The 13,680-nt window shown below is 44.6% G+C and carries 9 protein-coding genes; 7 read left to right on the top strand and 2 right to left on the bottom strand.

The genetic code is table 11. The features are described 5' to 3' along the window. The first annotated feature begins 6 nt into the window (after positions 1-6). From odhB to HPC38_RS02020, 4 genes are all read left to right on the top strand, one after another. Complete coding sequence (gene odhB, locus HPC38_RS02035) at positions 7-1,218, top strand: 2-oxoglutarate dehydrogenase complex dihydrolipoyllysine-residue succinyltransferase (protein ID WP_208119613.1); 1,212 nt, start codon at positions 7-9, stop codon at positions 1,216-1,218. 68 nt (positions 1,219-1,286) lie between these two features. Continuing rightward, entirely contained in the window at positions 1,287-2,453 is a 1,167-nt protein-coding gene (gene sucC / locus HPC38_RS02030; protein WP_208119612.1) for an ADP-forming succinate--CoA ligase subunit beta, read from the top strand. Continuing rightward, complete coding sequence (sucD, locus tag HPC38_RS02025; RefSeq protein ID WP_208119611.1) at positions 2,453-3,322, top strand: succinate--CoA ligase subunit alpha; 870 nt, start codon at positions 2,453-2,455, stop codon at positions 3,320-3,322. Before sucC ends, sucD begins: the two co-directional genes overlap by 1 nt. Before the next feature lie 98 nt (positions 3,323-3,420). After that, positions 3,421-4,686, top strand: a complete 1,266-nt coding sequence (locus HPC38_RS02020; RefSeq protein WP_208119610.1) for an O-acetylhomoserine aminocarboxypropyltransferase/cysteine synthase family protein — start codon at positions 3,421-3,423, stop codon at positions 4,684-4,686. A gap of 57 nt (positions 4,687-4,743) precedes the next feature. Here HPC38_RS02020 and HPC38_RS02015 read toward each other — a convergent pair whose 3' ends face one another. Beyond that, a complete protein-coding gene (locus tag HPC38_RS02015; protein WP_208119609.1) occupies positions 4,744-5,475 on the bottom strand; it encodes a carbohydrate-binding family 9-like protein in 732 nt (243 codons plus the stop codon). 49 nt (positions 5,476-5,524) lie between these two features. Beyond that, on the bottom strand, positions 5,525-8,539 hold the full coding sequence (locus tag HPC38_RS02010) for a chondroitinase family polysaccharide lyase (protein ID WP_208119608.1): 3,015 nt from the start codon (positions 8,537-8,539) through the stop codon (positions 5,525-5,527). 300 nt (positions 8,540-8,839) lie between these two features. Between HPC38_RS02010 and HPC38_RS10560 the strand changes: the two genes are divergently transcribed. The 3 genes from HPC38_RS10560 to HPC38_RS02000 are packed head-to-tail and all read left to right on the top strand — an operon-like array spanning position 8,840 to position 13,675. Next, positions 8,840-9,325: a site-specific DNA-methyltransferase gene (locus HPC38_RS10560; RefSeq protein ID WP_328805208.1), complete on the top strand. Its 486-nt coding sequence runs from the start codon at positions 8,840-8,842 to the stop codon at positions 9,323-9,325. Beyond that, positions 9,240-10,904 carry a site-specific DNA-methyltransferase gene (locus HPC38_RS02005; RefSeq protein ID WP_328805207.1) on the top strand — a complete coding sequence of 555 codons (1,665 nt, stop codon included), beginning with the start codon at positions 9,240-9,242 and terminating at the stop codon, positions 10,902-10,904. Before HPC38_RS10560 ends, HPC38_RS02005 begins: the two co-directional genes overlap by 86 nt. Further along, entirely contained in the window at positions 10,901-13,675 is a 2,775-nt protein-coding gene (locus HPC38_RS02000) for a DEAD/DEAH box helicase family protein (protein WP_208119607.1), read from the top strand. Before HPC38_RS02005 ends, HPC38_RS02000 begins: the two co-directional genes overlap by 4 nt. Positions 13,676-13,680: the final 5 nt, after the last annotated feature.

Below are 13,680 nucleotides of genomic sequence, written 5' to 3'. Positions count from 1 at the left end.
TGAACAATGAGTACTATTGAGATTTTAACCCCTGTATTACCTGAATCCGTTGCTGATGCCACCGTTGCCACTTGGCATAAAAAAGTGGGTGATAGCGTTGCGCGTGATGAAATCATCGTGGAAATCGAAACTGACAAAGTAGTGCTGGAAGTACCTGCCACTGCCGATGGCGTGATCGAAAGCATTTTAGAAGAAGAAGGTGCTACGGTCACCAGCAGCCAAATTTTGGGCAAACTCAGTCCACAATCGGCTGCGGGTACACAAACCAGCGCTACCGTGGAAAGCGCAGAAGCAACTCCTGCGCAACGTCACGGCGCAGCGATTGAAGAAGATGCCAGCAACGACAGCATCAGCCCGTCTGTTCGCCGCCTACTGGCCGAGCACAACCTTGACGCCAGCCAAATCAAAGGCTCTGGCGTGGGCGGCCGAATCACCCGTGAAGACGTGCAAGCCTTCGTTGAAAAAAGCCAAAGTGCGGTTCACAGCGATGGCACCAACAGCTCTGTTGCCATGGCTAACCGCAGCGAAAAACGCGTACCGATGACGCGCCTGCGCAAACGTGTGGCTGAGCGCTTGTTGGAGGCGAAAAACTCCACCGCGATGCTCACCACCTTCAACGAGGTGGATATGTCACCGATTATGCAGCTGCGTAAAACCTACGGTGAACAATTTGAAAAACGCAACGACATCCGTCTAGGCTTTATGTCGTTTTACATCAAAGCCGTTGTCGAGGCGTTAAAACGTTACCCTGAAGTCAACGCCTCGATTGACGGCGATGACGTGGTCTATCACAACTACTTTGACATCTCGATTGCCGTGTCTACCCCGCGCGGGCTGGTGACACCGGTGCTGAAAGACTGCGACAAACTCTCCATGGCGGAGATCGAGAAAAAGATCAAAGAGCTGGCAATCAAAGGCCGTGATGGCAAATTGACTGTGGACGAGCTCACCGGCGGCAACTTCACCATCACCAACGGCGGTGTATTTGGCTCATTGATGTCAACCCCGATCATCAACCCACCACAAAGTGCGATTTTGGGCATGCACGCGATTAAAGAGCGCCCAGTTGCTGTCAACGGTGAAGTGGTGATTCGCCCGATGATGTATTTAGCGTTATCATACGATCACAGATTGATCGACGGCCGCGAGTCAGTGGGTTTCTTGGTGACCATCAAAGAATTGCTCGAAGATCCAACTCGCATCTTACTTGAAATTTAACACCCTTGTAGGCATAACGCGCTTATGCCTACGTTTACTTTTGCCTTAAAACGACGAAAGGATAGACTATGAATCTACACGAATATCAAAGCAAACAGCTTTTTGCGCAATATCACATTCCCGTACCTGATGGCTACGCCTGTAAAACAGTGGATGAGCTATTTGAGGCTGCGGATAAACTCGGTGATCCACGTTTGGTGATCAAATGCCAAGTACACGCAGGGGGGCGTGGCAAAGCAGGCGGCGTAAAACTAGTTAACAGCAAAGAAGATATTCGTGCCTTTGCCGAACAGTGGTTTGGCAAAAATTTAGTCACCTTCCAAACAGATAAACATGGCCAGCCCGTTAATACGATTTACCTTGAGCGCTGCTCTGCCATTGCCAAAGAATTGTACCTAAGTGCGGTTTTAGACCGTAGTCAACAGGCCATCACCTTTATGGCCTCCACTGAAGGCGGCATGGATATTGAAGACGTTGCGGAAAAATCGCCTGAATTATTGCATAAAATGAGCTTTAGCCCACTTTATGGGGTGCAACCTTTCCAAGCGCGCCAGTTAGCCTTCGCATTAGAGTTGAATAAAGAACAGATCAAGCAATTCACACACTTGATTGTACAATTGGGCAAATTGTTTGTGGAAAAAGATCTCGCCTTAATTGAGATTAACCCCTTGGTCATTTTAGAAAGCGGCGATCTGTTATGCCTAGATGCTAAAATCATCACTGACAGCAATGCGACCTATCGCCATCCTGATTTGGAAGCATTCCATGACCCAAGTCAAGAAGATAAGCGTGAGTCACTGGCAGAAAAATGGCAGCTCAACTATGTTGCCCTCGACGGTAATATTGGCTGCATGGTCAACGGTGCAGGCTTGGCAATGGGCACGATGGACATCATCAAACTGCACGGTGGAGAGCCAGCCAACTTCTTAGATGTAGGCGGTGGTGCAACCAAAGAGCGCGTGGCAGAAGCATTTAAAATCATTTTATCTGACAAACACGTCAAAGCCGTATTGGTTAACATCTTCGGGGGCATTGTACGCTGTGATTTAATCGCCAACGGTATTATTGACGCCGTAAATGAAGTCGGCGTGAGCGTTCCCGTTGTCGTGCGCCTTGAGGGAAATAATGCAGAAAATGGGCGAAATATTCTAGCTAAAAGTGGCTTAAATATTATTGCTGCCAATAGTCTTACAGATGCCGCACAACGTGTGGTTGCTGCCGCGGAGGGGAAATAATGTCTATTTTAATTGATAAAAACACCAAAGTTATCTGCCAAGGTTTTACTGGTGGACAAGGTACTTTCCACTCAGAACAAGCCCTAGAATACGGCACACAACTAGTCGGCGGTGTCTCCCCAGGCAAAGGCGGCACAACCCACCTAGGATTGCCTGTGTTTAACACCGTTAAAGAAGCTGTTGAAAAAACAAACGCTACCGCCAGCGTGATTTATGTCCCTGCACCAGGCTGTAAAGATGCTATTTTAGAAGCGATCGATGCTGGTATTGAACTAGTGATTTGCATCACTGAGGGCATTCCAACGCTAGATATGCTTGCCGTTAAGCAACGTTTAAACGAAACAGGCGTGCGCATGATCGGGCCAAACTGTCCAGGTGTCATCACGCCTGATGAATGCAAAATTGGGATTATGCCTGGCAGCATTCATAAAAAAGGCAAAGTTGGCATCGTTTCACGTTCTGGCACGCTCACCTACGAAGCCGTGAAACAAACCACCGACTGTGGCTTAGGGCAATCAAGCTGTGTTGGTATTGGAGGCGACCCTATTCCTGGTTCCAATTTTATCGACATTCTCAAGCTCTTTGAGCAAGACGATGAAACTCAAGCTATCGTGCTGATCGGTGAAATTGGTGGTAGTGCTGAAGAAGAAGCTGCGGCGTTTATTAAAGAACACGTCAGCAAGCCTGTTGTCGCCTACATTGCAGGTGTCACCGCACCTAAAGGCAAACGCATGGGGCATGCGGGTGCGATCATCAGTGGTGGCAAAGGTACGGCTGATGACAAATTCCGCGCGCTAGAAGACGCAGGTGTTACCACGGTCCGCAGCCTTGCCGACATTGGAAAGGCGGTGCAAAAAGCCCTTGCGTAATCCGTTATAAAAAGACAAACCGCACTTTGCAAAGTGCGGTTTTTTCTTGAGCGCAATTGCGGTACACTGAACACACTGATCACTTTTTTGGAGCATTTATGAAAGCCGAAACTATCGCCCTGCACGCAGGCTATACACCCGAACAGACAACCAAAGCAGTTGCTGTGCCTATTTATCAAACAGCGAGTTATGCCTTTGATAATACCCAACATGGCGCCGATTTATTTGATTTAAAAACCCCAGGCAACATCTACACCCGTATTATGAACCCGACCACCGCGGTGCTGGAAGAACGCATTGCGCAGCTTGAAGGTGGCATTGCTGCATTAGCAGTTTCCAGCGGCATGGCAGCCATTATGTACGCCGTTGAAGCCTTAGTCGAGGCTGGCGACAATATTATTGCCAGCCGTACTCTCTATGGCGGTACTTACACCTATTTCACCCAAACACTAAAAAAACAAGGTGTTGAAGTGCGGTTTTTCAACCCCGACACACCTGATGAGATCACCGCATTAGCCGATAAGCAAACCAAACTCGTTTACTGCGAAAGCATTGGCAATCCCGCGATCAATGTATTGGATTTACCTCAAGTCTCAACGCTGGCACATAAATGTGGCGTGCCTTTAATTGTGGATAATACCGTACCATCACCCGTGTTGTGTAATCCGTTGAAATTAGGTGCTGATATTGTTGTGCACTCGCTGACCAAATACATCGGTGGACATGGCACCACCATTGGGGGTGCCATTGTAGACGGTGGCAAATTTGATTGGCGACAAAATACACGTTTTAGCCAGTTCACTACGCCAGATCCCTCCTATCATGGCATCACCTACTGCGATTATTTTGACAACGCCGCCTTTATTGCGTATTTACGCGTGGTGGCACTGCGAAACTCTGGCGCCGCCCTTAGCCCGATGAATGCTTTCTTACTCCTACAAGGATTGGAAACCTTAAGTCTACGCATGGAACGCCACTGTGAAAATGCCTTAAAAGTGGCACAGTTTTTGCAGCAGCATTCTCAAGTTTCTTGGGTCAACTACCCCGCTCTTGAGTCCAGTGCATATTACGATCTGATTCAGCGCGATTTTGCTGGAAAGGCCTCAGGGCTGTTAAGTTTCGGTATCAAAGGGGGACGCGAGGCTGGCGCACGGTTTATTGATAAACTGAAATTAATTGTGCGCTTAGTCAATATTGGAGATGCCAAATCCCTCGCCTGCCACCCTGCCAGCACCACACACCGCCAAATGAGTGATGACGAGCTGCGTGAAGCGGGCGTGGGGTCGGATATGGTGCGTTTAAGTGTTGGCATTGAGCACATTGACGACATCTTGGCGGATCTCAGCCAAGCGCTTGAAGTGTAACCGCACTTTGATATAAAAAACCGCACCCTTAAAGTGCGGTTTTGTTTTGCCTTTGCATTATTTTTTCGGTTCAAGCACAAATTTACCGAAAGACGAGTTAATGTGGAAGTTCGGTTTTTCGGTTTGTGGGTTAACCCACGTAATCCAATCGGCCCGCTCTTTACCTTTGCCTTCAATAATGCTGAACTCAGCACGGTAAACACCTGCTTGAATGGTGTTGTCTTTAATCAAGCCTAAGTCATTTAGCTCTTTGAGCGAAATTTGCCCTTCCAATACATAGCCTTTGTCAGTGCGCTCACCTTTCAGCTCAAGAGTACTTGGATTCCATTTAGAATCTACATTTTTTTGCACATCGCGTAATACAGACAATGCACGGCCTTTGAAGTCCATTTCTAACGCCATGTATTTTGGATAGGTGCCATCGGCATTGGCTTTATCAATTGCCCCTGGTGCCATGAAAAGCTCCACACGGTCTTCACGGGCGACCATCCATTCGTGATCGGTTTGGTCATACACCACCACATTAGGATCCACAACATCGAAAGCAAAATAGAGATTTTTGTCATCGTGATAGGCTTTAAACTCGGTTGATGGCATTTTGTCTTCCACCCATGGGTTGGAAAAATCAGTAATGGCTTTCACATCTTTCCATACGCCGTCATCCAGTTTGCCGTCAAGTGTCGGGGCTTGGTTGTTATACACCACATCGTAGCTGTCGCCTGTGTTAGCGGCATACACATTCGCGGCAAGTGCACACGCTAGCAGGGAAAGGGTTAATTGTTTTTTCATACATGCTCCTCTTATGTAAAACGTGGCAGCAAGCTGCCACTGTTATGGGTTATTTTGCTTGGGTTAACTTGACTTGACACGGTGTAGCATCACGGGTGGTGGTGCTCAATGTGGTGTTCTCACCTGCGCCGGCCACTTTCGCACATTGAGATTCACTCGCCAGTGTCCATTTGCCTTTCAGTGTCACTTGTGAATGCTGATCTTTTGATTCACTTGCACGCCACGCACGCGAATAAATGCTCACTTCAGCTTGTTTGCCGTTTTTCACTTGGTCATCTTCTACACCTTCATAGAAGGCCAAATCAGGATTAACGACAGACACATCCAGCGCGTTGTCGTGGGCTTTGGTCATCACCATCACAGGGTTATCTGAACTTAACACCACGCCACCTTGACTTTGCTCTGCTTTGTCAAAGAAGGCATATCCTTCCATACCCGATTTTTCATCACGCACAGCGTGCAGTTTATCCGTGCGCGCCAGCACTTGATAAGCGGGTTGTTGTGGCATTTTTGGCTCAACTAGAATGGCATATTCATAGCCTGCATTTTTCGGTGCTTTGCCGTGGTTGATGACCGCACTTGCAAAGTTGCCTTCGGTTTCTTTGTCGTTGCGCCCGTCAACGGATTTTTGCACCTGATAGGCCACATCCACATTTTGCCCTTTTGGTACATAGTAGTAGTTACCCGCAGGGTCCGCCAGGGTCAACGCCTCGCCGTTAAACTGCATTGACTCGCCTAACTTATTGATCTCAGTGCCATTGACCACAATTGGCTGATTATGTGCAACAGAAGCTTGGAAAAGCGTTGTTTGTGTTGGATTTTGGGTGTCATTATCTTGAATGTTTGAGCCTAGTGCCACAATGCGGTTGTCGAACATAAAGTAAGATTTATTCGCCACAAAAGACTCTTGGTCATATTTGCTATGACCATGTAGTTTCACCGCGTACATACTGTTATTATCCAACGCATTGGCGCCTGCGTAGGTTTCAGTGGAGAGTAACATCTCTTCAAGCCCTGCCGCTGGCAATTGGTTGAGCTGTGATTTGAGCTGATCAAACGGCAATTGGATTGTGGTGGTGCCAGGGAAGCGATTCCAGTTCCAACCATTATAACTAAAGGCATATTTAGCGAAATCAGACGGAATCAGTTCTAACTGACCATATTGTAAATAGCGACCGTAACGGTTATTCGCCTCATAGCTTTCATTGCCCACCAGATAACGACTAAAGCCACGCGCCACAGCAAGCCACGATTTATTAGCATCTTCACCATGGCGACGTTGCAAGGCCATGGAGGCATAGTTCATCGCCCAAGCGCCTTCTGGCTCTTGAATGGCTGGCACGCCTTCAAAGGCTTTCTCCCCTTTCAACGCGGCATAAATGCCCGCGAAAGTTTTGTTGATTTGTTTAGGGTTATCCACTTCGCCTGCCAGTGCCATCCATTTAAATGGCGCATCGGCAATTTTGAATTTGCCCGTTGGATGGCGCCCACTCAGTACTACTGGAATGTTGGTGTCTTTGGTGTAAACCCACATTTTATACAGCACATCGTCTAAGCGTTTGTGCGCCGCTTTGCTGATGGCATAATCCGTACCGCTGAGAACATAAATGGTTGGTGCCAAGCCACTAAAAGCATCTTTAGCATAGGCAGTGTAATGTTGCGAATGGTGGAAAATTGAACCATCTGGCTTAAAGCCACCTGCCACGCCCTTGGATTGCAAAATAGTTTTGCTCAACCAATTTGACAACTGGGTGAGCAACGCTTCACGTTGTGCCACATCTGGGATGAGCAAAATGCTTTTCACCATCCATTGCAGCTGGGTATTCAAAATATCCACATTCGCAGCGACGATCTCTTGATCGGTTTCAAAAATGCGACCTGTACCATTGTACCACATCATCGCGCCTTGGGCTTGCTCAAGTAAGTTGTTTTGCGCCAACAAATCACGCGCTAGAAACCACGCATCAAACATCTCGCGCGATTGATAACCTAAGTGAGTGATGATTTGATAACCACTGCCACGCACAAAGCCTTGGTCGAAAATATACTGCGTAGCAAGCAAAAATTGCTGCTCAAGTTGTTGCTTGTCAGCTTGGCTTAGGTTTTTCGCTTTCAACAACTTGGCACTTTGCAACAAGGTTTTGCCCAAATCACGCATTTGAATAGCATCGAGGTAAAAGTCTTGTGCAGGCTTATCGAATACATCGGCGTTTTTCATGAATTTTTGACGAGCTGGGAAATCCATAATCTTGCCTAAGATGTTACCCTTATCGTCGCGCTGAATGCCAAATTTAGCATAAGCATCAAGATTTTCTTTCACTTTCTCTGCACTGACATCAGCATCACTCACGCCCATAAATTTCGCAAATTTTTCATACAACGCATGGGTTTTGCCTTGATCACTAAATTTGCCATCAAAGTTCAAGTGCGGTACATGCTGGCTAAGCATATCATCATACATCAACAACGCATTCCAGTTTTTGTTCACCGAGGTGTTAACTTTCGGATTAACAAAACGGGCTTGATAATCTGGGATCGGGTTGCGGTTATCCACAGGAATGTTGAGCATTAATTGGTCAAAAAAGAGCTTGCCCGCTTGGTTTGGCGCATGTACCACCAACTGATCAGCTCGCTCTGCGCCCCCCCCTGTCATATCCCGAAATGGCACTGCCACGCCACGCCAGCCAGTGAAGTTGAGGCTGAACTCAAAAGATTTCACCGCTTTATTGCCTTGCTCAAAAGAAAACGTCAATGGTGCATTAATTGCTTTCGGATTATAAATCCATGCCATAAACGTACGTGGTAAAATATCGTCATCATGGCTTAAATCAATTGGCGTTTTTAACGTCAACGTATCATTGGCAGAAAAATCCCACACCAACGCATGGCTGCCGTCTTTATAATGCGCTTGGCTCACACCCACTTTGCCCGATTGCGCACTAAATGTGGTAATATCATTTTGTTCAAACGAATAGGTTGGAAATTTGGCAGCATCCGCCAATGCAACACTCGAGGCCAGCGTACTGGCCACTAAGCAATAAGCCAAGCTCAATTTTCTAGACATAAAATTCTCCTGCAATATGAAATGACCGAAAGCTTACGTTTACTTTCACACAGATCATATAATAAGCAGTCGAAACAAAAATAAAAGAAAGAAAAATGAAATCTTAGAGTCAGATCACAAAAAATCGCACTTTATAAAATCCAGTTTCACAAAAAACAAGCCTCACTTTAAAAGTGCGGTTTTCAAAGCAAAAATTCTTTACCCCAGCGGGCGATTATTGGGTAGAATAAAAAGTTTGAGTGGTTATGCCACGGCTGAACGCGGTACAATTTATCATTTTCATCACTGACAAGGGCTACCATGGAACAATCTCAACTTTTTTCAGAATTAAAGACCGCACTTAGCGGTTGTGATGGGGTGTGGGCAGATGAAGCTAAGACTGAACTTGCGCACAACCTTTTGCTCGGCAAGCTAAACAAACACGACGTTGCGATTTTAACCGCACTTTTGGGTAATGCGGTGCTTAAACGCCACTTTTTCACCCAAGTGGGCGAGGCATGGGTGTTCAAGCAACAAGACTTTCAATTTTTCTTATCACAGCGTAAAATAAGCCACTCCTACACACGCTTTAAAAACCGCATTGGGCTAACCGACGGCACACGCTTTTTAAAAGAAAGTGCCGATATTGTGTTAAACTTCCCATTCAAAGATTGCGTGTTGAACGGTGGGCAAAGTTCAGAAGAACGCGAAGAGTGCTATTTTGAACGCAATTCAGGGATCGGATCGGATCGGATCGGCAACAGCCTACACCCAGAAGACACGAAAACGTCAAGAAATTTTCTTTAATCGCATTCTCGCCTTTGATGAGCTAGACCGCCTTTTTGATCGCAAATCACTCGCCCATTTTACTCGCTACACCGCCGACGGCGCACAGCCAATTGATTCTCTTAAACGCCACAATGACGGCACGCTGGCTGAAAATCTCATTATTAAAGGCAACAACCTGATTGCTCTGCACTCATTACACACCCAATTTAAAGGTAAGGTGAAACTGATTTATATAGATGTTCCATTCAATACAGAAAATGATAGCTTTGTATACAATGATAATTTTAGTCGATCTACTTGGCTAACATTTATGAAAAACCGCATTGAAGTAGCTAAAGAATTACTATCTGATGATGGCATGATTTTTGTACACTGTGATTATAATGAAGATGGGTATTTACGCGTTTTATTAGATGAAATTTTTACTGAAAATAACTTTGTATCTAATATTGCAGTAAGATCATCAACTCCAAGTGGAACAAAAACAGCCCACAAAGACAAAAAAATAATCAAACAAAAAGACACAATACTTTTCTATAAAAAACAAAATATAAAATTAAAACCACAATATACAGCTCGAAAAAACTGGGACAGCCACTATAGTGTTTTTCTATATAAAGAAGATGGATTATATAAGTATAAAAACATTATTGATGAGTTTAATAAAAATGGATTCTCATTCAATAGATTAGATGAAATAGACCCAAGAAATGAGAAGATAAGACAATTCATATCAGAAAATAGAAATAATATAGGAAGATGGCAATCTCATAAGAACAAAGAAATAGAAACCCTTAGCAGAAAAACATATAAAAACAAAATTTATGAGCACTTCATCAATAACAAATCATGTGGAATATACTTGAACGGCCAAGTTTTCACTCCAATTTCTCAAGGATTAAAAGAAATTATGGTAAGCAAAAACTTAAAGGAATATTGGTCTATTCTAGTATGTGATTTTTGGGAAGATATTGACTTTCAAAATACGCAAAATGAAGGTGGCGTAAGTTTTCCTACTGGTAAAAAACCAGAAGCCTTATTATATCGAATTATTGATATGTGTACCCAACCTGGCGATATCGTCCTCGATTTCCACTTAGGATCGGGCACAACTGCGGCGGTGGCGCATAAGATGGGGCGGCAGTATATTGGCGTGGAGCAGATGGATTATATTGAAACCATTGCGGTGGAACGATTGAAAAAAGTGATTGCAGGCGAGCAAGGTGGCATTTCCAAAGCCGTGGGCTGGCAAGGTGGCGGTGAATTTGTTTATGCCGAGCTGGCACCCTTTAACGAAACCGCGCGGCAACAAATTTTAGCCTGTAAAAATTTTGATGAGCTAAGCGCATTTTTTAACACACTTTGCCAGCACTATTTCTTAGATCATCACGTCAGTGTGGCGCAGTTTATCCAACTGATGACGGAAAATGACTTTCAACAACTCTCCCTTGATGAGCAAAAACAGATGATGATCGATATGCTCGATTTAAATCAGCTTTATATCAGTTTGTCTGATCAAGACGACAGTCAATTTGACGATTGCCTAAGTGATGAAGATAAACGCCTGAGTTTGGCATTTTATGGAGAGAAATCATGACCCAGTTATTTGACGTGATTAATGCTGAACATAAAGCGGCTAAAAAATACAAGCCTGAACTGCTCAATATTCCTGATTTTGTGAAAAAAAATTTGCGTTACGATTTATTCGATTGGCAACGTCAGGCGATGGAAAATTTTGTATTGTTCGACCGCACTTTAGCTTTTGAGGAATTTCCTGATCTTAAAAATCACCCTACTCATCTGCTGTTTCACATGGCAACAGGGGCTGGCAAAACACTGATGATGGCAGCACTGATTTTGTATTATTACCAAAAAGGGTATCGCCATTTTCTCTTTTTTGTAAATCAAAATAACATTGTGGATAAAACAGAAAATAATTTTATCGACAGCCATCACCGTAAATACCTTTTCCAACCCAAAATTATGGATGGTGATCGAGTTGTGAGTGTTAACAAAGTTACGGCTTTTAGTGACAATCCTAATGGGATTGAAATTAAATTTACCACCATTCAAAAGCTTTATAATGACATTCACATTGAGCGTGAAAACCAAACCACACTGGCAGATTTGCACAAACACAAAATTGTGATGCTCGGTGATGAGGCGCACCATCTCAATGCGCAAACCAAAAATCAATCTCAGCTCAAACTGGATCTTGAAACGGAGCTCAAAGGCAATGCCAGCCGTGATGAAATTGAACGCCGAGGTTGGGAGCATATGGTGCTTGACTTACTGCTCAACAAAAATGGGCAAAAAAGCCAAAATGTGTTATTGGAGTTCACCGCCACGCTGCCTGAAAATGACAATGTGGCGCAAAAATACCGTGACAAGATTATCTCAACTTTTCCATTGAAAACCTTTTTGCAAGCGGGCTATACAAAATCCATCAATCTGGTTTCCTCTCAATTGAGCAAAAAAGAGCGCGTTATGCATGCCCTGCTCTTCGCGTGGTATCGCCACCAAGTGGCGCTAAAATATGGCATTGCGAATTTCAAGCCTGTTATGCTCTTTCGTAGCAAAACGATTGCGGATTCTCGTGCGGATTACAATGCCTTTTTGCAATGGTGCGAGCGCACCAGTGCGGCTGATTTTGAATTTTTGACCGCACTTTTAGATAACATTAAAGACGGTGACAATGCCCACCAACAAGGCAAAACGCGCACTGAACAAGCGTTGCAGTTTATGAAAGCCAATGGGCTTGATACAACGCATCTAGCTCATTGGGTGCAGGCTAATTACCAAACACATAATGTCATTATCACCAACTCACAAACCAATAAAACCAAGCGCGAACAAACCGATGCTGACACGGAGCAGCTGCTGAATAATCTTGAAGCCCAAGACAACCCTGTTCGTGCCATTTTCACCGTGGACAGGCTCACCGAGGGTTGGGACGTGCTCAATCTCTATGATATTGTTCGGCTTTATGAAGGACAAAATAGTGGCGGACGTACAGTCAAAGCGGGCAAAACCGCTAATGCGACTGTTTCGGAAAAACAATTGATCGGCCGTGGCGTGCGTTATTACCCTTTTGCCTTTGAAGACAAGCAGGCAAATAAGCGTAAATTTGACGGCTTAGAACATGAACTGAAAATTCTGGAAGAATTGTTTTATTATACTTTTGATGAAGAATCACGCTACATCACAGAATTAAAAAATGAATTGCGCAAAGATGGCTATATTCCAGAAAATGACCACAAAGTGAAGGTCAAATTCGCCCTCAAGCCTGAATTAGTTCGTGATGACACCTTTAATAACTGGCTAATTTGGATCAATGAAAAAATACCTAACCCAAATGCCAAAGCCAACAACCTTGAAAGTTTGCAACAGCTCTCCCCTGTCTTACGCGTCAAGGTGCATAGCCAGCGGCTACAAGAGAGCCGCTTTACGGTTGAAAGCAACAACGAAAAAGCACAATGGCTTGGTGCAGAAGAAGATTGCGCTAAAATTGTCAAACTTACGGACATTGCACCGCACATTTTTGATAAAGCCATTCACATTAAGACTAAAGATCCACACTCGTTATTCCACTTCAATCACTTGCGAGAAAAACTACCGCTCAAAAGCCGTAGAGAATTGCAAACGCAATTGCTTAAACAATGGGAAGTTGAGTTTGTAGGCGTAGATGGCTATTTAACAATTCACGCTGACGATCAACTCAACGCCTGCCTGCTGGCACTGGATGCGGTGGAAACACATTTAAATTCTGTCGATACGCCATTTATAGGCACAACAACGTTCTCGGCAAAAACATTAAGCACCCTCTTTGGTGAGCCGAAAGTGAAGTGGATCGATAAAAGTGCGGTTGTGCAAGATGCCAACACCGGTGAATGGAAAGCCAAAGTACCAAGTGCGGTTGAAAGTGCGGTGCAGTCACCTTGGTATGCGCTTGATAATTTTATCGGCACCACATTGGAACAAGATTTAATTCTCTTCCTTGCAGAGCGAATAGGCAATTTGAAAGATAGCTACCATGTTCATTTGTTGCGCAATGAAGAAGTACTTAAATTGCACAATTTTGATGATGGGCAAGGCTTTATGCCTGATTTTATCTTGCTCCTTAACGCGAAAGAGAATGTTAAAACATCAGCAAAACCGTTGCACTATCAAATTTTCATTGAGCCGAAAGGCGATCATCTAACTGAAAAAGATCAGTGGAAGGCAGATTTTTTGCGTGCCATTAGCGAAAAATACGGTAAAAATCATCTACTAGAAAAAGAAACCACCCATTATCGCTTAATTGGCTTGCCGTTTTTTAGTGATGATGAGGCCTCCCATTTCAGCCGTGAATTTGAAGCTATCTTCTAACAAAA

The sequence above is a fragment of the Spirabiliibacterium pneumoniae genome (assembly GCF_014884995.1).
Classification (GTDB): Bacteria; Pseudomonadota; Gammaproteobacteria; order Enterobacterales; family Pasteurellaceae; genus Spirabiliibacterium; species Spirabiliibacterium pneumoniae.
Note: the sequence above shows the minus strand (reverse complement) of the source record. Positions and strands in the feature narration are given on the sequence as shown.